The sequence below is a fragment of the Plantactinospora mayteni genome, assembly GCF_016862935.1.
Taxonomy (GTDB): domain Bacteria; phylum Actinomycetota; class Actinomycetes; order Mycobacteriales; family Micromonosporaceae; genus Plantactinospora; species Plantactinospora mayteni.
The window spans coordinates 63767-86624 of the sequence record NZ_BONX01000004.1 but is presented as its reverse complement, the minus strand read 5'-3'; the positions used below and the strand labels follow the sequence as shown (position 1 = coordinate 86624).

Sequence of the window (22858 nt, the reverse complement as noted above, 5' to 3'; positions counted from 1 at the left end):
CACGTTCTGTCAGTCCCCGCTGGCAGACTTCGGCACCGTGCGCGCCGACCGTCTGCTCTCCATCGCCCTGCTGTTGCAGAGCCGGGGCCGGCTGACCGCCCGGCAGCTCGCGGGCGAGCTGGAGGTGTCGGTGCGGACGATCTACCGGGACGTGCTGGCCCTCGGCACCGCCGGCATCCCGGTCTACGGCGACGCCAACGGTTACCAGCTGGTCGACGGCTACCAGACCCAGTTGACCGGGCTCACCGCCGACGAGGCCCAGGGACTGGCGCTGACCGGGTTGCCGGGGGCGGCGGCCGACCTGGGGCTGGCCGAGGCGGTGGCCGCCGCGCAACTGAAGCTCGCCGCCGCGCTGCCGGCGGCGCTGCGGGAGCGGGCCGACCGGATGCGCCAGGTCTTCCACCTCGACGCCCCGGGCTGGTACCACGACGGGGACAGCGCCGACCATCTCGCCGCCGTCGCCGACGCCGTGTGGCGGCAACGGGTCGTCACGGTGCGGTACGAGAACTGGACCCGGGTCGTGGACCGCCGGCTGGAGCCGTACGGGCTGGTGCTGAAGGCGGGCAAGTGGTATCTGGTGGCCCGGGCCGACCGGGACCTGCGGACCTTCCGGGTCAACCACATCCGCCAGCTGTCCGTACTCGCCGAGCGGTTCGACCGGCCGGCGGAGTTCGACCTGGCGGCGTACTGGCGGGCGCAGATCCTGGAGTTCCGCACCCGACTGCACCGGGCGGAGGCACTGGCCCGGTTCGCGCCGGGCGTGCTCGACCAACTGCCGCACCTGTCGGGGAGCGCGGTGGCGGACGCGGTGGCCGAGGGCGAACGGCAGCCCGACGGCTGGGTCCTCGCCCGGGTGCCGATCGAGTCGGACAGCCACGCCGAGCGGCAGTTCCTGCGGCTCGGCGCCGAGGTCGAGGTGCTGGAGCCGGAGTCGCTGCGGCAGCGGCTGGCAGCCACCGTGTCCGGCCTGGCAACGCTGTACGCCGCACCACCCCGCTGACCGCCACCAACCGCCTGGGCTGCGAGTGGAGACCCTGGTGGCGGGGCCGGCGGTGTGACCCCGAGCCGAGGTCGGCCCGGGCCGAGCCGCTCGGCCGCGCTCTCGAGGGCTGGCTACCCGAGTCCGACGACGTGGTTCGCCCAGGCCCAGGCCGCCACCTCGACCCGGTTGCGTAGCCCCAGCTTGGTCTGGATGCCGGAGAGGTGGCTCTTGACCGTGCTCAACGAGATGAACAGCTCGGCCGCGATCTCCTGGTTGGTACGCCCCCGGGCGATGGCCCGGACCACCTCGGTCTCCCGTTCGGAGAGCGCTCGGGCGGGGCGCCCGCTGCCGGGTGCCCCGACGCTCCGCAGGTGGCGCAGCAGTCGCACGGTGACCGAGGGCGAGACCAGGGCGTCCCCGGCGTGCGCGGCCCGGACCGCCTCGACCAGCAGCGCCGGGCCGGCGTCCTTGAGTACGAAGCCGACCGCTCCGCCGCGCAGTGCGCCGTAGACGTACTCATCGAGGTCGAAGGTGGTGACCACGACCACCCGGAGCGGATCCGGGACGTCGGGTCCGGCCAGCGCGCGGGTCACCTCGATCCCGTCGAGCCGGGGCATCCGGATGTCCACCAGGCAGACGTCCGGGCGCAGCCGTCGGGCGAGCGCGACCGCCTGACCCCCGTCGGCGGCCTCGGCGACCACGTCGATGTCGGGCTGGTCCTCCAGGATGAGCCGCAGACCGCTGCGTACCATCGCCTGGTCGTCGGCGAGCAGTACCCGGATGGTCATCGGCGGCTCCCGGCCGGTACGGGCACACTGGCGCGTACCGCCCAGCCGGCGCCGGGACACGGTCCGGCCCGGAGGGTGCCGCCGAGCGCTTCGAGGCGTTCCCGCATCCCGATCAGCCCGTAGCCGCTCCGGTGCGAATAGCGCGGCGCGGCCGGCGGGGCGTCGTCGACCACCTCGACGGTGACCGCTTCCCGGTCCCGGGCGACGGTCACCGTGACCGACCGGGCCTGCGGGGCGTGCCGGGCGATGTTGGTCAGCGACTCCCGTACCACCCGGTGCACCGTACTGGTCACCTCCGGCGGCCACGCCGTGGTGTCCTCGCCGTCCGGCAACCGCAGCCGTACCGCCGGCCCGTGGCCCTCGAAGCGCCTGACCAGATCGCCGAGCTGTTCGGGGTTGGCGCTGGTCGGGGCCGCGTCGTCGGCGTCGCGCAGCAGTCCCACCACCCGGCGCATCGCGGCCAGCGCGTCCGAGCCGGCCGACTCGATGCCGGCCAGCGCGGCACCGGCCCGCTCCGGGTACCGCCGGGCGACGATCTGGGCCGCCTGGGCCTGCACCACGATGCCGGTGATGTGGTGGGCGACGACGTCGTGCAGCTCCCTGGCCAGTTCCAGGCGCTCGTCCCGGCGTACCTGCTCGGCCACGGCCCGGCGGCGGGCGGCCAGCAGCCGCAGGCCCAGCCCCACCGTCAACGCGGCGAGCCAGCCCACCACGTTCAGCCCGGCGACGCCGCCGACAACGGTGCCGGAGGGTGGGAAGGCGAACTGGGCGCCGAGCACGATCGCCAGCCCGCCGACCGCGATCGCGCCGGCCGGGCGTGACGGCAGGGTCCGGACCGCGGAACCCACCAGCACGGAGAGGGCGAGGGCCGTGGTGGGGCCGGGCTCGGCGGGCAGTCCGGCGGACCGGGCGACCAGGATGGCGACGGCCGCGACGGTGAGGCCGGCGACCGCCGCCCAGAGCCGGTGCCGCCGACGCGCCAGGGCGATGCCGCCGGCCACCGCTCCGGCGGCACCGTCGAACAGCCAGTAGCGGCCACCCCAACTGGTGGCGAGCGCGGTCGCCGTGACCACGAGGGTCGCGACGAACAGGATGCCGAGCCCGGCGTCGGCGACGAACCGGCCCCGGCCGGCCACCGGGTTCCGAATGTTCACGCTGGTCAGGCTACGAGAGTCCGGCGCGGCTGCCGAACCGGCCAAAAGTACGGTCGGACTCAGGCGACCCGGAGGGTGGGCGGCGCGACGATCCGGGCGAGGCCGGAGATGTCGCCGGTCTGGTCGACGGGCGGACCGTCCACCCCGGCGGTCCCGCTGGCCGCCGTGCCGACGGTCGCCGTGCCGGTGGCGTCCGGCGGCGAGCCGGGCGAGGCCGTCTCGATCCGCACGGTCGGGGCGGCGGAGAGGTTGATCTCGTTGAGCGTCGCGATCAACCTGCTCACGTCGTCGGTCGCCATCCGGAACGATCCCCGGCACACCGTGCCGATCCACAGCGACACCACCACGGTGCCCCGGTCGCCGTGATAGCTGACCCGCATCGTCCGGTCGCCGCCACGGCTGTCGATGAACAGATCCCCAACGCTCGGTATCGGTCGCACCTCGCCCATGGATCCAGGATGTGGCATCCCGGGCCGGAGCGGAATACCCGGCACCGGTCCGGTCCCGCGCCGGCGCTCGGCCCGGACCCGTGGACCGGCACAGCCCGAGCCGCCGACCGGTGCGCGTGCACCGGTCCCGGCTACGGTCAGGGCCGGTCCACGGGTCCGGTCGGCGGCTGGGTTCCGGTACGGTCGGCGGCCGGACCCCGGTTACGGTCGGCGGGCGGTGACCAGCCAGTGCGCCCCGGGGATGCGTACCCCGTCCGGGCCCTCGTAGCGGCGCAGCGCCTCGACCAGGATCTCCCGGGCCGCCTCGACGCTCGGCCCACACTCCTGTTGCAGCACCGCCAGGACCGGCCCCGAGCCGAGGAACCCCTCGGCCGCCTCGGCCATGTCCGCCCCGAACGCCATCGGGACGTCGACCGGCCGGGGCCGTACGTCGGTGAAACCGGCCCGGCCCAGCACCTCGGTCAGCCGCGCCGGGTCGGCCAGCGAGAACATCGCCGAGTCAGGCAGTCGGGCGGGGTCCCGCTCGCCGTGCAGCGCGGACATCGGCGCCACGTACCAGGCGTTGTCGGCCATCCCGCGGGGGCAGACGAAGGCGAGCCGGCCGCCCGGCCGGAGCGCGTGGCGGACGTTGCCGAACGCCGCCACCGGGTCGGCGAAGAACATGATGCCGAACTGGCTGATCGCCACGTCGAACTCGTCGCCCGGAAACGGGTGTACCTGCACGTCGCCCGCCGTGAACTCGACGTTGCGCAGGCCGGCCGAGGTCGCGGCGGCCCGGGCGTGGTCGAGCATCAGCGCGGAGAGGTCGACCCCGAGCACCCGGCCCCGGACGGCCAGCCGGGCGGCGAGCCGGGTCGTCTCGCCGGTACCGCAGCCGATGTCGAGTACCCGGTCCTCGGGCCCGATCGCGGCGGCGCTGAGCAGCGCCTCGGTGAGCGCGCCGTTCACCGGGTCGTCCCGCTCGCTCTGCGCGGCCCAGTTGGCGCCCTCCGGCCCGTTCCACGCTGCGGCCTGGGCGGTGTTGACGATGTGCATCTCAGTTCCCTTCCGGACGGGCCTGGGCGAGCAACCGCAGGCCGACCGCGGCGAGGCCCTCGTCGGCCACCCGCAGGCGCTCGATGTGTCGGAGTGTGGTGAACACCGCCAGCCCGTCGGCGTCGTCGCCGAGCCGCTCGGCGAGATAGCGGTGCAGGTACGGCACCCGCACGGTCTCGCGGATGTCGAAGAGCGTGCCGATCTCCCCGCTGATGGCCTCTCCCGGGTGCAGGCGGTGATCGTCGCGGTGCCGCTCGACCCAGTGCCGGTGGGGCGCCGTGACCGGCCCGGCTCCGGGCTCCGGCCCGAATCGTCCGGCGGCACCGAGCACTGCCGCGAAATCGTGGTACCAGCCGGCGGTGGCGGCGTCCGCCCGCTCCCAGGCGAACTCGTCGACCACCAGCATCCCGCCCGGCCGCAGCAGCGACCGGGCCCGCCGGACCGCACCGGCGAGGTCCGCCATGTGGTGCAGGGAGAGCGAACAGAGCACCACGTCGAAGGGGTACTCGTCCCGGTAGTCGGCCAGGTCGGCCACGAGCGCCGCGACACCCTGTGCGGCGGCCACGCTGACGGCCACCGGATCGACGTCCACGCCCAGGACGGCGTAACCGGCCTGGCCGAGGGCGCGGGCGAGGTCGCCCCGCCCGCAGCCGGCGTCGAGGATCCGGGCCGGCGCCGGGGGCAGCCATCCGGACAGGAAGGCCAACTGGTCGGCGATCCGGGCGGCGGTGACGTCGCCGGTACCGGCATCCGGGCCGTACGCCCGGACTGTGCTGATTGGACTCACCGGTCAAGCGTCGGTCAGGTGTCCCATGCGGACAACTGCGGATTGGTTGGGTCTGCCATAAGCTCGACGCATGCTCGATCCCTGGTCGTTGCAGGTGCTCGTCGCGGTCGGCGAGCGCGGTTCGTTCTCGGCGGCTGCCACCGCGCTCTCGCTGACCCAGCCGGCCGTCTCGCGCCAGATCGCCGGCCTGGAGCGGCGGCTCGGCGTACGGCTGTTCAGCCGGGACGCCCGTGGTGTCCGGCCGACCCCGGCCGGTGCGGTCGCGATCGAACTCGCCCGGGACAGCCTCGCCCGGCTGCGGGACCTGGAGGCCCGGCTGGCCTCCTTCGCCGAGCTGGAGTCGGGCGAACTCCGGCTGGCGGCCTTTCCGAGCGTCAACACGCACTTCGTGCCCGAGGCGGTACGCCGGTTCGGTCGGCTCCATCCGGGCGTGACGCTCAGCCTCCGGCAGCTCGACCAGGCGGCGCTGCTGCCGTCGGTACGGGACGGGCGGATCGACCTGGCCCTGGTGACCGACTGGCACCTGTACGACGAACCGCAGGCGGCCCGGGCCGCCCCGATCGGTGTCGACCCGCCCCGGACGAGTGTCGACGGTGTCGACCTGGTGCCCCTGCTCGACGAGGAACTCCAGGTCGTCCTGCCGGCCCAGCACCGGCTGGCCCGGCGTCGCCGGATCCGCCTGGCCGACCTGGGCGGCGAGACCTGGATCGACGGGGCGCATCCCGACTGTCTCGGGCCGGTCGCCCCGCTGGCCCAGGCGCTCGGTGCCGCACCCCGGATCGGGTTCTGGTGCGACGACTGGAGCGGCAAGCAGGCTCTGGTGGCGGCCGGTGTCGGCGTGATGTTGATGCCGACCCTGGCCGCCGTCGCGGTGCGCCGTGACGTGGTGCTGCGCCCGACCGCGCCGGTGCTGCCGACCCGCCGGCTCTACGCGGTGACGGCCAGACCGGAGTTCCGGGCTCCGGCGGTGACCGCGATGCTGGAGATACTGGCCGACCTCGCGCCGCACCGGAGCTGACCGGGGCGGATCCCGCTCGGGCTGACCCTGCCCCGAGTCGGTTGGCGGCGCGCGATTCCGCCCGGTACTGCACGGCGCGGGGGTTGAGCGGGTCACCGCCGCGCGGTAACTTCTTCTCGAAGTGAGTATTACTCAAGTTGAGAACAACGGAGGGCGGGCCTGATGCGCGCGGAGTCCACGTTCCTGGCCGCGTACGACCCGACCGCGTTTCCGCCGGTCGCGGTCACCGTCGACATCGTGGTACTGACCATCCGGGACGGTGCGCTGCACGTGCTGCTGATCGAGCGGGCCGAACATCCGTACCGGGGCCGGCTGGCCCTGCCGGGCGGTTTCGTCCAGGACGAGACGCTGGCCGAGGCGGCCCGCCGCGAGTTGGCCGAGGAGACCGGGCTGCGCCCGGGCGAGGCGGCCCTGGCCCGGGTCCACCTCGAACAGTTACGCACCTACGGCGACCCGGGGCGGGACCCACGGATGCGGGTGATGTCCGTGGCATACCTCGGGTTCGCGCCGAGCCTGCCGGACCCCCGGGCCGGTGGTGACGCCGCCACCGTCGCCTGGGTCCCGGTCGACGACGTCCTGGAGCTGGCCTTCGACCACGACATCGTGCTCGCCGACGGCCTGGAACGCGCCCGGGCCAAGCTGGAGTACACCCCGCTGGGCAGGGCGTTCCTCGGGCCGGAGTTCACCATCGGGGAGCTGCGCGCCGTCTACGCCGCCGTCTGGGGCGAGCAGCTCCATCCCGGCAACTTCCACCGCAAGGTGCTGTCGGTGCCCGGCTTCGTGGAGAGTACCGGCGGGACGACCAGCCGGGGCGGCGAGCGGGGCGGGCCACGGGCCCGGCTCTACCGGGCCGGCGACGCCACCCTGCTGCATCCGGCCCTGCTCCGGCCGACCCGAGAGGAGCAGGTCCGATGACCCGGCCCGACGGTTCGGGGACGGGGAACGGGCCCGACGGCGCCGACCCGGCACGGTTCGTGCGGGGTCGGCGTCGTCGAGACCATGGCGTACGCCCAGCGCCCCCCGACGCCCCGCGCGTCGCCGACACCCCGTAATCCGGTACGCCTGCGTCGCCGGCTCACCCGGCTGCGCGACCGGCTCACCGACGAACTGGGCCCGCTCGACGCCCCGCCGCTCGACGACGTGCTGGCGGCGTTCCGGGCGTTCCGGCCGGGCGGTCCCGGCCGACGTCACAGCTCGATGACCACCAGGTCGAGCTGACGGGGGCGGCCGGCGACCACCGGCTGCTCCTCGACGGTGTACTTCAGGTCGCGCAACGCCTCGACCAGCTTGCCGGCCGACCGGGGCGCCGCGCCGGCCAGCAGCAGGTCGCGGACCAGTCGACCCTTGCTGGCCTTGTTGAAGTGGCTCACCACGGATCGCCGGACCTCCCCGTCGACCACCTGCTCGTGCAGCACCCGGACCGTCACGGTGCGCTCGGCCAGCCGCCCGGTGGGCCGCCACATCGCCGCGTACCCGCTGGAGCGGAGGTCGAGCACGGGCCCGCCGCCGGCCGTCTCGGTGAGCACCGGGTCGAGCAGCCCGCGCCAGTACGCCGCCAGCCCGCCCACCCCGGGCAGGTTCACCCCGATCGCACAGCGGTACGCCGGGATCCGGTCGTCCATCCGGATCGCTCCCCAGAGCCCGGAGAAGACGAGTACGGAGCGGCGGGCCCGGGCGCGTGCCGGACCGGGCAGGTTACCGAGGTCGAGGGCGTCGTAGAGCACTCCGGTGTAGATCTTGGCCGCCGGCTGCGCCGGGGCGGTACGCAGCCGGGCGTTGCGGTCCAGCTCCTCGTCCTGCCCCGGGCTGAGCCCGAGCACCTCCCGGGCCCGATCCCGGTCCGGGTCGGCGCAGAGCGCGACGAGCGCGTCGAGCACGCGTTCCCGCCCGGGGTTCAGCGCCCCCTGGGTCAGCGCGTCCGGGTTCACCGGCCGGCCGGAGCGGGGTGGGGTCTTCCCCTCCGACGGAGGCAGCAGGATCAGCACGACCAGCAAGCCTACGCAGCGGGCCGGCGGACGCGTACGGGGCGTGCCGGCGGGCCGCCCCGGACGCGTACCGGTCGGAGCGCCCGGTCAGGCCGCCTTGCCGAGGGCGTGCTGGGCCAGCAGCTCGCCGTGCTTGCCGGCCGAGGTGTGGCCGGCTTCGAGGCTCTGCCGGGCCAGGTCCCGGAGTGGCTCCATTGCCGGGGTGATCTCGGCCAGGGTCAGCTCGACCTCGCTGACGTGCAGGTCCAGCCCGAGCATGTCCCCGAAGAAGCGGCGGTAGTACGGCGTGGCATGGTCCCAGCCATCCCGGGGCGTACCCGGACCGTAGCCGCCGCCCCGGGTGACGATCAGCGCCGCCGGCCGGCCGCGCAGCGGCGACTCCTGGCCCGGCGCCAGCCGCCGGTCGGTGAGCAGCAGGTCGGACCAGGACTTGACGTGCTGCGACACGCCGTAGTTGTAGAGCGGCACGGCGAACAGGTACGCCTCGGCCGCGACCAGTTCGTCGGCGTAGGTCGCGGCGAGGGCGGCGGCCTGCACCTGCGCCTCGGTGTGCTGGTCGGCCGGGACGAATCCGGCGCTGACCGCAGCGGGCCAGGCGTCGACCGGTACCGGCGAGGCGGCCAGGTCGCGCCGGACGACCAGCCCGGACGGGTGGGTACGGACCCACGCCGCCTCGGCGGTGTCGGCGACGGCACGGCTGACGGACTGCTCGCCACGGATGCTGGCGTCGAGTCGGAACAGGCTCACTTCTTACCTCCGAGAAAGTTCTGCAACGGCGACCAAATTAGCCGCAGATCGGCGACTTCACAGCAGGACTGTGATTTAGATTATCTTGAAGTTGATACTTTGGTGTTACAGAACATCTCGAGGGCGATGATCTTCTAGACGGGTATGCTGGCCACGTGTCCGACACCGCTGCTCCCGCGCCATCCGCCGCCCGTCCAGAGGACGGTGGCGGGCGGAGCGCGGCGGAGTTGCTCAAGGACGACTTCGGCTGGGCGCTCGGGGTGATCATGCGGCGCTACCTCCGCGCGGCGGAGGAGATCGTCAAGGACGTGCCGGGCGGCCCTCGCGGCTACCAGGTCGTCGCCTCGGCGAGCCAGAACCTGGCGACCAACCAGGGCGCGATGGCCGCCCAGCTCGGCATCGACCGGACCGTCCTCACCTACCTGATCGACGACCTGGAGGCCGCCGGTCTGGTCTCCCGGCAACCCGACCCGGCCGACCGGCGCAGCCGACGGGTGGTCGCCACCGAGGCCGGGCAGGCGCTCTGGCAGGACCGGCAGGCCGCCCTGGCCAGCGCCGAAGCCGAGATCCTCCGGGTACTCGGCCGGGACGAGTCGGCCTTCAAGGAACTCCTGCAACGCGTGGCGATCCACGCGGACCGGCTCGACCCGATGCAGAACGCCTGCCAGGTGGTCGAGGAACTGCACGAGCAGGAGAACCGGGTCCGCCGTCGGCGCTGACCACCGCCCCGCACCACCGGGTCAGGCGGTACCAGCCGGGCGGGTGCCGGCCTGGCGGGCCGACGCGCTGCCGTCGTCCGGTCGGGACCGGAACGGCCGCCGACGCCCACCGGCATCCTCGCAGTCCGCTCCGGCACCGGGGCCGCCGCTGTCCACGCCGGCGGGGCTGGTCGCCGGGCAGGCGAAACCGAGGCTGTACGACGATATCGATCATCAGCGTAGGATGGGCGCCGAGCGGCGGGATCGGTCATCGAAGCGTGCTGAGAGGCGGGTCGCGGGTCGGTATGACGGTTCGCGGCGTGCCGGGCACTTCTCCCGGAACGGGCACTTCTCCGGGGCAGGGAACTTCTCCTGGAACAGCGTCGAGTTCCCGACGCCGCCCGACTTCCGGCCGGGCGACCCGGGCGATCGGCCGGTATGTGGTGCCGACCCTGGTCGCGGCGCTCTTCGCCGCTCCACTGTGGTTCATGGTGGTCGGCTCGCTCCGCCCCGCCGGCCTCCCACCGCCGCGTAGCCTCGAGGTCCTGCCGCCCGAGCCGACGCTGGATGCGTACGCCCGGCTGCCCGAGTTGATCCCGCTGTTCCGCTATCTGGCGAACTCGGCGCTGGTCGTGGCGCTCGCCGTACCGGTGACGGTGCTGGCCGCCTCGCTGACCGGGTTCGGGATCCGGCTGCTCGGCCCGGTCGCCCGACGCCGGGTGGTACTCGGCCTGCTGGTGGTGCTGCTCGTCCCGGTCACCGCCGTCTGGGCGACCCGGTTCGAGCTGTTCCGGCTGCTCGGGGTGGTCGACACCTACCTACCGCTGCTGGCGCCGGCCCTGCTCGCGGTCAGCCCGTTCCTGGTGCTGCTCTACGCGTGGAGCTTCGGCGGCGTACCGGAGAGCCAGTTGGAGGCGGCCCGGCTGGAGGGCGCCCGCTGGCTCTCGGTGTGGCGTCGGGTGGCGCTGCCCCAGGTACGCCCGACCACCCTGGCGGTGGCGGTACTCGCCTTCACCTACCACTGGGCCAACTTCATCGATCCGCTGCTCTACCTGCACAGCGGTGACCGCTACACGTACGCGCTCGGGTTGCAGTTCCTGCGCCTGCTGAACCCGACCGACTGGCCGCTGCTGATGGCCGGCTGTGTCGTCGCGGCCCTGCCGTGCGTACTGGTCTTCCTGCTGGCCCAGCGGATCCTGCTGAACGATGATCCGTTGGCGGCACTGAGATCTGGAGGACGCAGATGACCCGGTCCTGGCGGCGCTCGACCCGGTCCTGGCGGCGCTGGACCGCCGGCCTGCTCGTCGCCGGCCTGCTCGCCGGCTGCGGCGCGGACGACCCCGAGGAGAGCGCGGGGATCACCGTCGTGCTCTTCGGGGACGCCGAGGAGATCGCCGGCTACCGGACGATGGTCGAGGCGTTCGAGAAGGCCAGCCCGGACGTGGACGTCACGCTCTCCCCGGTGGCCACCCAGGACGAGCTGATGGCCCGGCTGACCACGGCGTTCGCCGGCGGCGCCCCGCCCGACGTCTTCCTGCTGAACTACCGCCGGTACGGACAGTTCGCCGCGCAGGGCGCGATCGAGCCCGCCCAGTCCTATCTGGACTCAAGCGAGGCGCTGGACGAGGGTGACTTCAGCAAGCGGGCGCTGGACGCCTTCCGGTTCGACGGCAGCACCCTGACCTGCCTGCCGCAGAACCTCTCCTCGCTGGTCGTCTACTACAACGCCGACCTGTTCCGCGCGTCCGGCCTGACACCGCCAAAGGCCGGCTGGACCTGGGACGACTTCCTCGCCAGCGCGAAGGCGCTCACCCGGGACGGCCGGTACGGCGTGGGCGTCGAGCCGAGCGTGCCCCGGCTGGCGCCGTTCGTCTGGTCCAACGGCGGTGACCTGGTCGACGACCCGAACCGGCCCAGCACGCTCACCCTGACCGGTTCGCCGAACACCCGGAAGGCCGTCGACTGGTTCCTCGACCTGCAACTGGTGCACCACGTGGTGCCGCCGGACGCCGAGGAGCAGAGCGAGTCGAGCGAGGCGCGGTTCCTGCGCGGCACCCTCGGCATGTACCTGAACAGCCGGGTCGCGGTCCCGACGCTGCGTACCGTCAAGGACTTCGAGTGGGACGTGGCGGCGCTGCCGGTCGCGCCGGGCGGCGTACCGGCGTCGATCCTGCACAGCGACGCGTACTGCATGAGCGCGGGGCGGCCCGACCATCGTGGTGCGTGGCGGTTCATCGAGTTCGCGATGGGTGTCGAGGGGCAGCGGATCCTGGCCGCGTCGGGGCGTACGGTGCCGTCCCGGCTCGACGTCGCCCGCTCCGACGAGTTCCTCAAGCCGAACCTGCCGCCGCGCTCGTCGCAGGTCTATCTCGACGCCGAGCCGCACCTGCGGGCCACCCCGCGCACCGCGAGCTGGTCGCGGGTGGAGCGCGAGACGGATGCCCTGCTGGAGGAGGTGTTCTACGGCCGGGTCGGCCGCGAGCAGGGGCTGCGCCAACTGGAGGAGAAGATCCGGCCGCTGTTCCGGGACCCGCCCCGGTGAGTGCCCACCCGGGCGCGATCCGGCTGGAGACGCTGACCAAGGCGTACGGGTCGGTGACCGCGCTGCACGACGTCGACCTGGAGGTACGGGCCGGCGAGCTGCTGACCCTGGTCGGGCCCTCCGGCTCGGGCAAGTCGACGATCCTGCGACTGGTCGCCGGGCTGGACCGGCCGGACTCCGGTCGGATCCTCGTCGACGGCACCGACGTGGCGCAGGTGCCCCCGCACCGGCGGGCGGTCGCGATGGTCTTCCAGGACTACGCGCTCTATCCGCACCTGACCGTACGCGGGAATCTGCTCTTCGGGTTGCGGGTCCGCCGGGTGCCGAGGGCCGAGGCGGACCGGCGGGCCCGGGCCGCCGCCGAGCGGCTCGGCATCGCCGACCTGCTGGACCGGTATCCGGACCAGATGTCCGGCGGGCAGCGCCAGCGGGTGGCGTTGGCCCGCGCCCTGGTTCGGGAGCCGACCGTCTATCTGCTGGACGAGCCGCTGGCCAGCCTGGACGCGCAGCTCCGGTTCGCCACCCGGGCCGACCTGCTCGCCGTGCACCGCGATCTCGGTACCACGATGGTGCACGTCACGCACGACCAGGCCGAGGCGATGACCCTCGGCGACCGGCTGGCGGTGCTGGACGCCGGCCGGGTCCGCCAGGTCGGCCCGCCGCAGCAGGTCTACGACGAGCCGGCCGACCTGGTGGTGGCCGGGTTCCTCGGCAGCCCGCCGATGAACCTGGTGCCCGGCGGCGGGGTGCTCGGCGAGGCCCCCGGGCTGACCCTCGGGGTACGCCCGGAAGACCTCGCCCTCGACCCCGACGGACCGATCGAGGCGACGGTCGAGGCGGTGGAGGCGCTGGGCAGCGAGGCGATCCTGCTCACCCGCTGCCCGGACGGCACCCGGCTGGCGGTCCGGACCGGCCCCCGGCACGGGCTGCGGGCCGGTGCCGGACTGCGGCTGCGCCCCGACCCGCACCGGCTGCACCGCTTCGACACCGAGACCGGCCAGCGGCGGCGGCGAGCCGAGGGCGTCGATGAGTAGGCGTCCCCGACGGGCAGGTCGCGTCGATGAGTAGTCGCTCCCGGCGCCCGCTCACGCCGTGGATGTTCCTCGCCCCGTACGGCGTCGCCGTGCTGCTGCTGATCGCGCTGCCGGCGTTGCTCAACCTCGGGTACGCCTTCACCGACCACACCGGGCTGACCCGCGACCCCCGGTTCACCGGGCTGGCCAACCTGCGCCGGCTCGTCGCCGACGACTTCTTCCTGGACAGCCTGGAGGCGTCGCTGTTCCACGTGGCGGTCTCGGTGCCGCTGCGGCTGCTCGCGGCGGTCGGGCTCGGCCTGCTGCTCGCCGCGCCCCGGCCGGGCGGCCGGTGGTTCCGGGTCGCCGTCTACCTGCCGACGGTGATCCCCGACGTGGCGCTGGCGGTGCTCTTCCTCTGGGTGCTCAACCCGCTCTACGGGCCGCTCAACCAGCTGCTCGGCCTGGTCGGGCACCCCGGCTACACCTGGCTGGCCGAGCCGACCACCGCCCGGGTCGGGGTGGTGCTGATGCTGCTCTTCCCGATCGGGGAGGGCTTCCTCGTCGTCCTCGCCGCCCGCCGCCTGCTCGACGGTCGGCTCTACGAGGCGGCGGCCCTGGAGGGCTGCGGCCCGTTCGGCCAACTGCGCCGGCTCACCCTGCCGCTGCTCGCCCCGGTACTGGTGCTGCTGGCGGTCCGGGACACCATCCTCACCCTCCAGGTCAACTTCGTGCCGGCGTACGTGCTCACCGACGGGCGACCGGCGAACGCCACCCAGTACCTGCCGGTCTACATCTTCGACCACGCCTTCGAGTTCTCCGGGTTCGCCTACGGTGCCCTGCTGACGATCGTCCTGATGGTGATCAGCGCGGCCGTCATCACCGTGCAGTTGCTCGCGGTACGACGCTGGCGGGTGCTGCGCTGATCGTGGCATCCTGCACCGATGAGATCCCGGGTGCTCGCGGTCGCCGTCGCCGTACTCGGGCTCGCCGGAGCGGGGCTCGCCGGCTGTGGGGGTGGCGGCAGTGGCGGTGCGGGCGAGCCGGCGGCCCAGGACCGGAACCAGGCGCTGCTGGCAAACCTGCCGAGCTGTGACCGGGTGCCGATGGACGAGGGCACCGAGGTCCTCGCCGAGGTCGCCGGTCTGGTGCTGCCACCGGGCGCCCGGGTGACGAGTACGGCCGTGCAGGGGGTGTTGACCACTGTGGAGGCGACGATCCGGCTGACGCCGCTGGACGTACGCGCGCACTACCAGCAGCGGACGGACATCGAGCTGCTCAGCGTCGAGGACGAGGTCTTCGAGTCAGAGGTGCTGCTCCGGGCCCAGGACCGCCGGACGTACCTGCGGGCCACCGCGCTCTGCGCCGACGGTACCGCGCTGACCGCCGTGGTCGGTCCCGACTCCGACGACGCGGGCCTGCCGGGGTTCCGCAGCGGTGGCGGCGGATAGCACCTGGGCCGCGGGTTGACCCGGAGGTCGAATTGGGACAGCGCCGCATTGACCTTGATCGGGTGATCAATCTAGCCTGGCCGCACACCGACCGGATTCGGATCGCACTCCCGTGTGGACAGGAGAGAGACCGCATGAAGGCCACACCCCGCCTCCCTCGCCGCGGCACCGCATTGACAGCCACCCTGGTACTGCTCGCCGCCGGCGCCCTCGCCTCCTCGTCGTCGACGGCCTCGCTGGCCCCGCACCCCGCCGACCAGCGCTCGCTGGCGACAAGCATGCCGACCGGCCCGATGGAGCTGCCCGCCGAGTGGATGACCTCGCAGCGGCTCAGCGACGGCAGCCGGGAACTCTCCGCCGCCAAGTACGTCAAGGCCCGGGGCGAGGCGGACGGGATCGCCGCGCGCAGCCGGGGCGCCTACCAGGATCTGGCCCGGCAGAGGTGGGGCTTCTTCGGCCCGACCAACATCGGCGGCCGGGTCGTCGACATCGCGATAGACCCGAAGGTCGACGACCAGATCTTCGTCGCCGCCGCCTCCGGCGGGATCTGGAGGTCCAGCGACGCCGGGATGACCTACGAGTCCGTCTGGCCCGGGAACTGGGTGCAGAGCATGGGCGCGGTCGCGATGACCCGCAGCGGAGTACTCTTCGCCGGCACCGGTGAGGCACAGCCGGGCGGTGGCTCGATCACCTTCGGCGGCGACGGGGTCTACCGGTCGGCCAACCGGGGCAGGACGTGGCAGCGGGTGGGGCTGAAGGACAGCCACGCCATCGCCCGGTTCGCCATCGACCCGCGCAACGAGCGGCGGATCTTCGCCGCCGCCGCCGGCAACCTGTTCAGGCCGGGCGGTGAGCGGGGCGTCTACCTCTCCGAGAACGGCGGCGACAGTTGGCGCCGGGTGCTCACCCCGCCGAACAACACCACCGGGGCGACCGAGGTACTCGTCGACCCGACCAACCCGAACCGGGTCTACGCCGCCCTCTGGGACCACCTGCGGGAGCCGCACCAGCGGACGTACGGCGGGCCGGGCTCCAGTCTGTGGCGCTCCGACAACGGCGGTCGCACCTGGCAGCGGATGACGAACGGGCTGCCGACCGACGCCGACCAGGGCCGCTGGGGCCTGGCGCTCGCGCCGAGCGACCCGGACCGGCTCTACGCGTACGTCGGCACCGCGCTCGGTCCGTTCCGGGCGTTCTACCGCTCCGACGACGGCGGCGACACCTGGACCCAGACCCCGGTCACCGCCAACCAGGCGTCGCAGTCCACCTTCAGTTGGTGGTTCGGCAAGCTCTGGGTGGACCCGGAGGACGCCGAGCACGTCTTCCTGGCCGGAGTGAACCTGGTGCGCTCGACCGACGGGGCGCAGACCTTCGCCTCGGTCAGCGGGGTGCACGCCGACCAGCACGTGATGCGCTGGGATCCGAAGGTCCCGGACCGGGCCTACCTCGGCAACGACGGCGGAATGTACCGCTCCGACGTCAACGGTGTGGGCAGCTGGACCAAGGCGACGTACGAGCCGTACACGCAGTTCTACACGGTCGACGTCGCCGAGACCGATCCGGCGCTGAAGGTGGCCGGGGCGCAGGACAACGGCTGCAACCGGGGCTACAACGGGGTGGGCGGCCCGTGGGACGCGATCGGCTGCGGCGACGGGCTCCAGGTGGTCATCCACCCCGAGGCGTCGAACATCGTCTTCGGGTGCAGCCAGTACGGCTCCTGCTACCGCTCGGAGAACAGCGGCGGCACCCCACGACAGACCATCGGCACCAACCAGACCGTCTCGCAGCGGCGCAACTGGCAGACGCCGCTCCAGTTCGACCCGAGCGACCCCAACGTCATGTACTACGCCGGCAACATCGTCAACCGGTCCACCGACAACGGTCGTACCTGGACGGCGATCAGCCCGGACCTGACCGGCGGCGGCCCGAACGACCCGAACGGGTACCCGTGGGGCACCATCACCACGATCGCGGCGGCGCCGACCGACGGCAGCAAGCTCTACGTCGGCACCGACGACGGCCGGCTCTGGTGGACCGACGACCTCGGGCAGAACTGGCAGCAGGTCGACCCGGCGGAACTCCCCGGCACCTGGGTCACCCGGGTCGCGGTGCACCCGAAGGACAAGAACATCGCGTACGCGACCTTCTCCGGGTTCCGCTCCGGCAGCGACCGCCCGCACGTCATGCTGACCCAGGACGGCGGTCGTACCTGGACGGACATCGGCCGGGGCCTGCCGGACGCGCCGGTGAACTCGGTCATCCCGACCTCCGACGGACTGCTCGTGGTCGGTACCGACGTCGGGGTCTACCTCTCGGCCTGGAACGGCGGGGAGTGGGCAGCGTTGGGCACGAACCTGCCGCAGGCGGCCGTGATGTACCTGCGCTACCACGAGTCGACCCGGCAACTGACCGCCGCCACCTTCGGCCGGGGCGTCTACGACCTGACGGTGCCCCGGTGCCCGGGAGCGTCGACCAGACTGCCGCTGCGCAAGCCGGGCGTCGGCGTGGTCGGAGCACTCGCCTCCTGCCGGGCCCGCTGACCGGAGGCGGACCCTAGCGGTACTGCCCAAGGCGGGGGTGTGGACGAGGTCTACGCCTCCGCCTTGCGGTCGCCGGCACCGCACATGGTGACCTGATCCGCGTCGCCACCGCGATGCCTCAGAGAGGCGGGTTATCCGAGCGGGAGTCTTCTCATGGTGGTGCGGGTGGCCGTGTGGATGAACGGCGGTGGCTCGGAGGCACAGCGTTCGATGTCGCGCCAGCGGCACATGACCACTTCGAGTTGGGCGAAGACGCTACGGGCGTCCTCTCCGGTCAGCGCGACCATCCGCGCGCCGTGATCCCGAACCGCCCCGATCTCCAGATGGTGTTCCTGGATATGGCGGTCGCGGGTAATGATCAGCCAGCCGCGGCGGGCCACCTCGGGAATCCACTCCGGGTCCTTCACTGCGGGGCTGACGATCGGGCACGGTGGGCGCTGTCGCTTGTGGATGACCGCTCCCGGATCGCCGGGATAGGTGACGTCGGGGCGCAGGCCGGCGAGGACATGGGCGAGACCGAGTAGGTCGGCGTCGACGTAGAACCGGACCTCGGCGGGTTTCGTCCGGCTCACGCCGCGCGCTGGGAGTTCTCGTACGCCAAGGCCCACCGTACGTCGGGAACGTCGAGCTGGTATATCTCGGCGATCTCCTCGACGTCCAGCCCGACCTCGTCCTGCTCCCAGATGGCCTCGGTGCTGATCCCCTTGATCGACGGGCGGCCGAACCGGACATCCGGCAGGATCCGAACCGGCGACTGCGGGTTGGGGTCTGGGCGCCATCCGGCTGCCACGTCACCGTCCCAGGTGACCCGCTCGACGAAGGCCGCCGACGGCGGGGTGAGCAGGAGTTGGTCGCCCACCACGGCCACCAGGCAGTAGTCGGGGTCGAGTCGGGCGGCGGTCTGCGCCTCCAGCACCAGCTTGCGTCCGGCGACGTAGGGACGCCGGTCCGCCAGCGGGTAGGGTACGCCGAACCTTTCCCGGAGTAGGTCGATGAAGGCCCGAAGCTCCACCATCGGCACCCGGTGCGTGCGGCGGTACTCCCGCAACAGGCCGGCCTCGACGAACTCCGCCCACGTCACGGACCGGGCGCCGCGCGCCTCGGTCCGCAGCACCGGCTTGTAGCTGCGGCCCCGCCGCTCGCCCCCCTCCAGCCAGTAGTGCAGCGTCGACTGAGCCACGCGCAGTAACCGCGCGGCTTCCGCCTCGGAGAACACCTCGCGTTCAAGGACGCTTACCACCCCGCCAGTCTCCCACGCCGCACGATCCGCCGGGGCCACCGACCCGACGAGTGACCCCGCTGTCTGGAGGGAAACGCCGCAGCTATCCCAGGGGACAGTGCGGCAAAACGGACTCTCGGGAACGGTCCGGAACAGCCGTTGTCATCTGACAGCGGTGATGGCGTCACCCGTCACCCGGCCGCTCGGTAGGTCAGTATGGTGCGCTTTTCCCAGACACGCTGGATCATGCTGGCCAGCCTGTTGCTGACCACCGCAGTCATCGTCGGCCCGACCGCTGCGGCGGGGCGGGCGTACCGGATCGAGGTCGCGCCCGAACTGGACCGGTCGGCGTTGCGCCGGGCGCTCGCCGCGGTGCCGGCGGCCGGGGTACCCGGGGCGGTGGCCGCCGCCCGGACCGGCCGGCAGTCCTGGATCGGTGCCGCCGGGATCGCCGACCTGGCGCAGGCCCGGCCGATCCGGCCGTGGTCCCGGCACCGGGTCGGCAGCATCACCAAGACCTTCGTCTCGACCACCCTGCTGCGGCTCGTCGACGAGGGTGCGCTCGGACTCGACGACCAGGTCGGGCGGTGGCTGCCGGATCTGGTCCCCGGCGTACTCGGGCAGCGGGTGACGGTACGGATGCTGCTCAACCACACCAGCGGGATCGGCAACTACACCGACGTACTGCTCGACTCGCTCTCCGCCGTCGAGCGGGTGGGTAGCACGCCGTACTCGCCGGCCGAGCTGGTCTCGATCGGGCTCGGGCTGCCCCGCACCGGGGAGCCGGGCGAGGTCTTCGGCTATTCCAACACCAACTACATCCTGGTCGGACTGGTCATCGAGCGGGTGACCGGAAACCCGGCGACCGACGAGGTGACCCGGCGGGTGATCTGGCCACTGCGGCTGGCCGATACCTACTTCCCGGGCGGGGACCGGACGATCCGGGGGCCGCACGCCGGGGCGTACTTCGCGCCGCTGGGGGTGCGGAACTTCGGCGAGTACGGGATGACCTGGGCCTGGACCGCCGGCGAGCTGATCGCCACGATGGACGACCTGAACCGGTTCTTCCGGGCGCTGCTCGGCGGCCGGCTGCTCTCGGCGGCGACCCTCGCCGAGATGCTCAGCACCGTCCCGTTCGACCCGGAGGCGCCGGAGTTCGGCGGTTACGGCCTGGGTATCTACCGGACGGCGACGCCGTGCGGTGAGGTCTGGGGCCACGACGGCGGGGTGATCGGGCAGCTCACCATCTCGCTGCACAGCCGGGACGGTGGCCGGCAGGCGTCGCTGGGCAGCAACCTCAGCCACTACCAGTTGTACGCCGCCGAGCCGCACCCGATCGACATCGCGGCGCAGGAGTTCCTCCGGGTCGCACACTGTCCGGACAGTCCGGCGGGTGCGGCCTGGACGCCGCCGTCACTACCGGGCATCCCGGCCATCGCCGGCCCGGCCCCGAACTGGTAGCCGGGAGCGCCGGGCTCCGCAGGTCCGCACCATCCTGTCGGCGGTCGCCGAGACGTAGCACCTGCCTCGTCGAGCTGGGCAGCCGGACCGGGCCGGCGTACCGGCCGACCCCAGTGCGCGCCGGCGTAGCAGCGGTGACCGACAGCACGTACGGTCGGAGTTGATGACCTCGTGCGGGAGGTGGCCACCATGGAGCCTGTCATCGAGCCCGGCACGACCCCGGGCCAGCGGATCAAGCTGTACCGGAAGCGCGCCGGGATCACCCAGGAAGTAGCCGCCCAGCTCAAGGGCTGCACCGTCAGCGCCTGGCGAAAGTGGGAGTCGGGCGAACGCTCCGTCAACAGCATCGGCGACTGGATCGACATCGCCCGGATCCTCAAGGTCCGCGACCTGTACCGGCTGACCGGCCTGCCCGTCGGGCAGCTACCGGACGAGCCGGGCGAACACGAGAGCGTCGCACCGATCCGGGCCGCCCTGCTCGCCTACGCGCCGTCTCTCGACGGGGCGGAGCCGGACCTCGGCGCGCTGAGCCGGTCGATCGCGTGGGGCTGGGACACCTGGTACGGATCCGGGGAGCGATACACCCGGACCGGGCCGCTGCTCGCCGAACTGATCCATACCACCCGGGCGACGCTGGCCACGGTCGACGGCGAGCACCGTCGCGACGCGCTGCGGCTGGCGGCCGAGGTGTACCTGCTCGTGCGCGCCTACGGCAAGCGGCTCGGCGCCTTCGACATCTCGATCCTCGGTGCCGACCGGGCGTTGGCCGCGGCGCACGACGCCGACGATCCGCTGTACCGGGCCAGCGCGGCCTGGCACATGGCGAACGTGCTGAGCGCGACGGGCCACACCGAGGAGTCCGCCGCGCTGTGTCGGGACGCGATCGCCGACCTGAAGGACGTTCCCGGGGTGGCCGAGGCCGGTCGGCATGCGCTGCTCGGTGCCCTGCATCTGATGCTGGCGGTCCAGGACGCGCGGCTGCGTCGCGACGGTGCGGCGGCGGACTCGCTGGACGTCGCCGAGCGGACGGCGGGCGTGACCGGCGAGACGACCACCCATCACCTGTTCTTCGGACCGACGAACGTCGGGGTACACAGGTCGGCGGTGGCGTTGGAGGTGTCCCGCGCCACGGAGGCCCTTCGGATCGCGGAGCGCGTCGACATCGAGCAGACGCCCAGTTTGGAGCGGCGCCACACGCACTTTCTGCATCTTGCCCGGGCGTACGCGATTCGGCGGGAAGACCTGGCGGCCGGTCACATGCTGCTACGCGCTGACCAGGAGATCCCCGAAGAGTCGCGGCTGAACGTGATGATGCGGGCCGTGCTGCGGGAACTACTGGTGCGCGAGACTCCGACGACCCGGCCGGTCGTGCGTCCCCTCGCCGAGCGCCTGGGCATCGGCTGATCAGCCCCGACGACTGCCACGCAGCGGGATAGTCCCCCGCAGCGTGGCAGTGCCGCGTACCCGAACCCGTACGGTCCGTTACGGGACGCATCGACACGACCTGTAGCCGTCCGGGCAAACAGGGCTGCGTCCCGGCCGGTCCGGGGCCCCGTCCCCCCGGGCGTCCCGGGCCGGCGCCGGATCAGGTGGAGAGTGGCGCGCCGTGACGTAGGGCTCCGGGGCGCCACGGACCGGGAGGGACGGGCGTGGACAGCATCGTGGCCCAGCAGCAGACCGACGAGCAGATCGTGGCCCAGCATCTCGCCGGCCAGCGGTGTGCGGAGTGCGCGCCCAGGGGTGGTTGTATGCGGATGCTTCGGGTCATCCGCCGCCGTCAGGCGCGTGCCGATCTCGCCGCCGATCTCGCCGCCCGGACCGGGGTGACGGGATGGTGATCGGGATGGTGCGACGCTGGCTGACCGTGGAATGGCCGGTGCCTGTCGAGTCCGGTGTCGCTCGCCTCGTCCTCGGCGCCCACGCGCTGCGGGAGTGTGTCCGGTGCGGGCCGGACGGCTGCCCGCTCTGGTCCTGGGCCATCGAGGTCCACCGCCGGGAGCACGCCGTACGGGTGCTGCTCGGCGGGGCGCTGCCGGCGGCGGTGACGGCCGGGGATGTCCGGGCGGCGCTGGAGCGGGTCCGGTGAACGGCCAGGAGAGCGCGCCCGGCCTGGCCGCCGACTGGGCCTGGGCGACGATCACCAACCACGCCGAGTCAGGCCACTGCGCCGGCTGCCGGGGCACCTGGTGCCCGACCGCCGAGTGGGCGCTGTGGGTGGTGGTCACGGACCGACTGGCGGGCCCGGACCCGAAGCGGCGCCAGTTCGTGACCGTCGTGGCCCGGCAGGTGATGCTGGCGCATTGGCCCCGCACGGTGGACGGTTGCCGGCCGTGCGGGTTGCCGGACTGCGGCCGGGTCCAGCTCGCCGGGACGTGGCTGGAGGTCCACGACCCGGGATGGGTGCCGCCGTCGGTGGCGATCCTGATGCGATCGGCGACCCCGACGGACGAAGAGCTGCGCCGGATCACCGGCATGGACTGACTGTGAGGAAGAGCCAGGTGGTTGTACATCGGATCAAGGACGGCACCAGTAAGACGATGTGCGGCGAGTCGCCCCGCAAGCTGTCGCCGACGGAGGGGACGACGACCGGACCCAGCCGACGTTACCTGCCCACGGTGCGGGTAACGGTGAGCACGGCGGCACTGTCCCGCTAGGAGCGGCCCCGGCTTCCCCGGACCGCCCGGATGCAGGCGCCGTCGGCCGACCACAAGATCCGGTTCCGCCTACCCGGCGGGCCGGAGCAGCGGGACCGGGACGCCCGGATGGCCAGCGGCGGGACCGGCTGGTCGTTCGAGGCGGTGGCCTGGATCTACCGGTGCGACGCCTCGGTGGTCGAGCCGGGTCTCGCCGGGAACTGACCGGAGACCGCCGGGAGTTGACCGGGTCAGCCCTGGCCGGCTGCCTCGGGGGCAGCAGGACGAACTCGGTCCCCCGGAAGCCGACCCCGTCGACCTGTAGCCCGATCGCGTGTGCGCCGGGGTGGGGCCGG

27 protein-coding genes are annotated in these 22858 nt (G+C 73.0%); 18 read left to right on the top strand and 9 right to left on the bottom strand.

The features are described from left to right. Positions 1-37 precede the first annotated feature (37 nt). Entirely contained in the window at positions 38-1000 is a 963-nt protein-coding gene (locus Pma05_RS04010; RefSeq protein ID WP_203855905.1) for a helix-turn-helix transcriptional regulator, read from the top strand. 113 nt (positions 1001-1113) lie between these two features. Here the strand turns inward: Pma05_RS04010 and Pma05_RS04005 are convergent, their stop codons facing one another. The 5 genes from Pma05_RS04005 to Pma05_RS03985 form a co-directional block, all read right to left on the bottom strand. Then, positions 1114-1770, bottom strand: a complete 657-nt coding sequence (locus Pma05_RS04005; RefSeq protein ID WP_203855904.1) for a response regulator — start codon at positions 1768-1770, stop codon at positions 1114-1116. Beyond that, complete coding sequence (locus Pma05_RS04000; protein ID WP_239311634.1) at positions 1767-2924, bottom strand: sensor histidine kinase; 1158 nt, start codon at positions 2922-2924, stop codon at positions 1767-1769. Before Pma05_RS04000 ends, Pma05_RS04005 begins: the two co-directional genes overlap by 4 nt. 59 nt (positions 2925-2983) lie before the next feature. Further along, positions 2984-3373 (bottom strand): hypothetical protein, encoded by a 390-nt coding sequence (locus Pma05_RS03995; RefSeq protein WP_203855903.1) that lies wholly within the window; start codon positions 3371-3373, stop codon positions 2984-2986. A gap of 201 nt (positions 3374-3574) precedes the next feature. Continuing rightward, positions 3575-4408: a class I SAM-dependent methyltransferase gene (locus Pma05_RS03990; RefSeq protein WP_203855902.1), complete on the bottom strand. Its 834-nt coding sequence runs from the start codon at positions 4406-4408 to the stop codon at positions 3575-3577. Between the two features lies 1 nt (position 4409). Next, a complete protein-coding gene (locus Pma05_RS03985; protein WP_203855901.1) occupies positions 4410-5195 on the bottom strand; it encodes a class I SAM-dependent methyltransferase in 786 nt (261 codons plus the stop codon). 70 nt (positions 5196-5265) lie between these two features. Here Pma05_RS03985 and Pma05_RS03980 point away from each other — a divergent pair, with 70 nt between their 5' ends. The 3 genes from Pma05_RS03980 (at position 5266) to Pma05_RS03970 (ending at position 7431) form a co-directional block, all read left to right on the top strand. Then, on the top strand, positions 5266-6213 hold the full coding sequence (locus tag Pma05_RS03980) for a LysR family transcriptional regulator (RefSeq protein WP_203855900.1): 948 nt from the start codon (positions 5266-5268) through the stop codon (positions 6211-6213). Between the two features lie 162 nt (positions 6214-6375). Continuing rightward, positions 6376-7128 (top strand): NUDIX hydrolase, encoded by a 753-nt coding sequence (locus Pma05_RS03975; protein ID WP_203855899.1) that lies wholly within the window; start codon positions 6376-6378, stop codon positions 7126-7128. Positions 7129-7212: 84 nt separating this feature from the next. Then, positions 7213-7431, top strand: coding sequence for a hypothetical protein (locus Pma05_RS03970; RefSeq protein ID WP_203855898.1), 219 nt, complete (start codon positions 7213-7215; stop codon positions 7429-7431). Here the strand turns inward: Pma05_RS03970 and yaaA are convergent. Then, positions 7401-8198, bottom strand: a complete 798-nt coding sequence (yaaA, locus tag Pma05_RS03965; RefSeq protein ID WP_203855897.1) for a peroxide stress protein YaaA — start codon at positions 8196-8198, stop codon at positions 7401-7403. The genes Pma05_RS03970 and yaaA overlap by 31 nt on opposite strands. 87 nt (positions 8199-8285) lie before the next feature. Further along, entirely contained in the window at positions 8286-8945 is a 660-nt protein-coding gene (locus Pma05_RS03960) for an FMN-dependent NADH-azoreductase (RefSeq protein WP_203855896.1), read from the bottom strand. 155 nt (positions 8946-9100) lie between these two features. Here Pma05_RS03960 and Pma05_RS03955 point away from each other — a divergent pair, with 155 nt between their 5' ends. From Pma05_RS03955 to Pma05_RS03925, 7 genes are all read left to right on the top strand, one after another. Beyond that, positions 9101-9664: a MarR family winged helix-turn-helix transcriptional regulator gene (locus Pma05_RS03955; protein WP_239311632.1), complete on the top strand. Its 564-nt coding sequence runs from the start codon at positions 9101-9103 to the stop codon at positions 9662-9664. Positions 9665-10086: 422 nt separating this feature from the next. Then, the gene (locus Pma05_RS03950) at positions 10087-10890 is read left to right on the top strand and encodes a carbohydrate ABC transporter permease (protein ID WP_203855895.1); all 804 of its coding nucleotides are present in this window, start codon (positions 10087-10089) and stop codon (positions 10888-10890) included. Then, a complete protein-coding gene (locus Pma05_RS03945) occupies positions 10887-12185 on the top strand; it encodes an ABC transporter substrate-binding protein (RefSeq protein ID WP_203855894.1) in 1299 nt (432 codons plus the stop codon). The genes Pma05_RS03950 and Pma05_RS03945 overlap by 4 nt, the downstream gene beginning before the upstream one ends. Then, positions 12182-13219, top strand: a complete 1038-nt coding sequence (locus Pma05_RS03940) for an ABC transporter ATP-binding protein (RefSeq protein WP_203855893.1) — start codon at positions 12182-12184, stop codon at positions 13217-13219. Before Pma05_RS03945 ends, Pma05_RS03940 begins: the two co-directional genes overlap by 4 nt. Positions 13220-13245: 26 nt before the next feature. Further along, positions 13246-14124: a carbohydrate ABC transporter permease gene (locus tag Pma05_RS03935; protein WP_203855892.1), complete on the top strand. Its 879-nt coding sequence runs from the start codon at positions 13246-13248 to the stop codon at positions 14122-14124. 18 nt (positions 14125-14142) lie between these two features. Beyond that, positions 14143-14649, top strand: coding sequence for a hypothetical protein (locus Pma05_RS03930; RefSeq protein ID WP_203855891.1), 507 nt, complete (start codon positions 14143-14145; stop codon positions 14647-14649). 134 nt (positions 14650-14783) lie between these two features. After that, positions 14784-17189, top strand: a complete 2406-nt coding sequence (locus Pma05_RS03925; protein ID WP_203855890.1) for a WD40/YVTN/BNR-like repeat-containing protein — start codon at positions 14784-14786, stop codon at positions 17187-17189. A 131-nt stretch (positions 17190-17320) separates the two neighbouring features. Here the strand turns inward: Pma05_RS03925 and Pma05_RS03920 are convergent, their stop codons facing one another. Beyond that, a complete protein-coding gene (locus Pma05_RS03920) occupies positions 17321-17761 on the bottom strand; it encodes a PIN-like domain-containing protein (protein WP_203855889.1) in 441 nt (146 codons plus the stop codon). Continuing rightward, the gene (locus Pma05_RS03915; RefSeq protein WP_203855888.1) at positions 17758-18429 is read right to left on the bottom strand and encodes a DUF433 domain-containing protein; all 672 of its coding nucleotides are present in this window, start codon (positions 18427-18429) and stop codon (positions 17758-17760) included. Before Pma05_RS03915 ends, Pma05_RS03920 begins: the two co-directional genes overlap by 4 nt. A gap of 225 nt (positions 18430-18654) precedes the next feature. Here Pma05_RS03915 and Pma05_RS03910 point away from each other — a divergent pair, with 225 nt between their 5' ends. The 7 genes from Pma05_RS03910 (at position 18655) to Pma05_RS03880 (ending at position 22727) form a co-directional block, all read left to right on the top strand. Beyond that, positions 18655-19869, top strand: a complete 1215-nt coding sequence (locus Pma05_RS03910; RefSeq protein ID WP_203856130.1) for a serine hydrolase domain-containing protein — start codon at positions 18655-18657, stop codon at positions 19867-19869. A 189-nt stretch (positions 19870-20058) separates the two neighbouring features. Beyond that, a complete protein-coding gene (locus tag Pma05_RS03905) occupies positions 20059-21273 on the top strand; it encodes a helix-turn-helix domain-containing protein (RefSeq protein ID WP_203855887.1) in 1215 nt (404 codons plus the stop codon). A gap of 245 nt (positions 21274-21518) precedes the next feature. Next, complete coding sequence (locus tag Pma05_RS03900) at positions 21519-21707, top strand: hypothetical protein (protein WP_203855886.1); 189 nt, start codon at positions 21519-21521, stop codon at positions 21705-21707. Then, positions 21701-21955: a hypothetical protein gene (locus tag Pma05_RS03895; RefSeq protein WP_203855885.1), complete on the top strand. Its 255-nt coding sequence runs from the start codon at positions 21701-21703 to the stop codon at positions 21953-21955. Before Pma05_RS03900 ends, Pma05_RS03895 begins: the two co-directional genes overlap by 7 nt. After that, the gene (locus tag Pma05_RS03890; protein WP_203855884.1) at positions 21952-22350 is read left to right on the top strand and encodes a hypothetical protein; all 399 of its coding nucleotides are present in this window, start codon (positions 21952-21954) and stop codon (positions 22348-22350) included. Before Pma05_RS03895 ends, Pma05_RS03890 begins: the two co-directional genes overlap by 4 nt. A gap of 17 nt (positions 22351-22367) precedes the next feature. Beyond that, positions 22368-22523 (top strand): hypothetical protein, encoded by a 156-nt coding sequence (locus Pma05_RS03885; protein ID WP_203855883.1) that lies wholly within the window; start codon positions 22368-22370, stop codon positions 22521-22523. A gap of 30 nt (positions 22524-22553) precedes the next feature. Continuing rightward, positions 22554-22727, top strand: coding sequence for a hypothetical protein (locus tag Pma05_RS03880; RefSeq protein ID WP_203855882.1), 174 nt, complete (start codon positions 22554-22556; stop codon positions 22725-22727). The last annotated feature ends 131 nt before the right edge of the window (positions 22728-22858 follow it).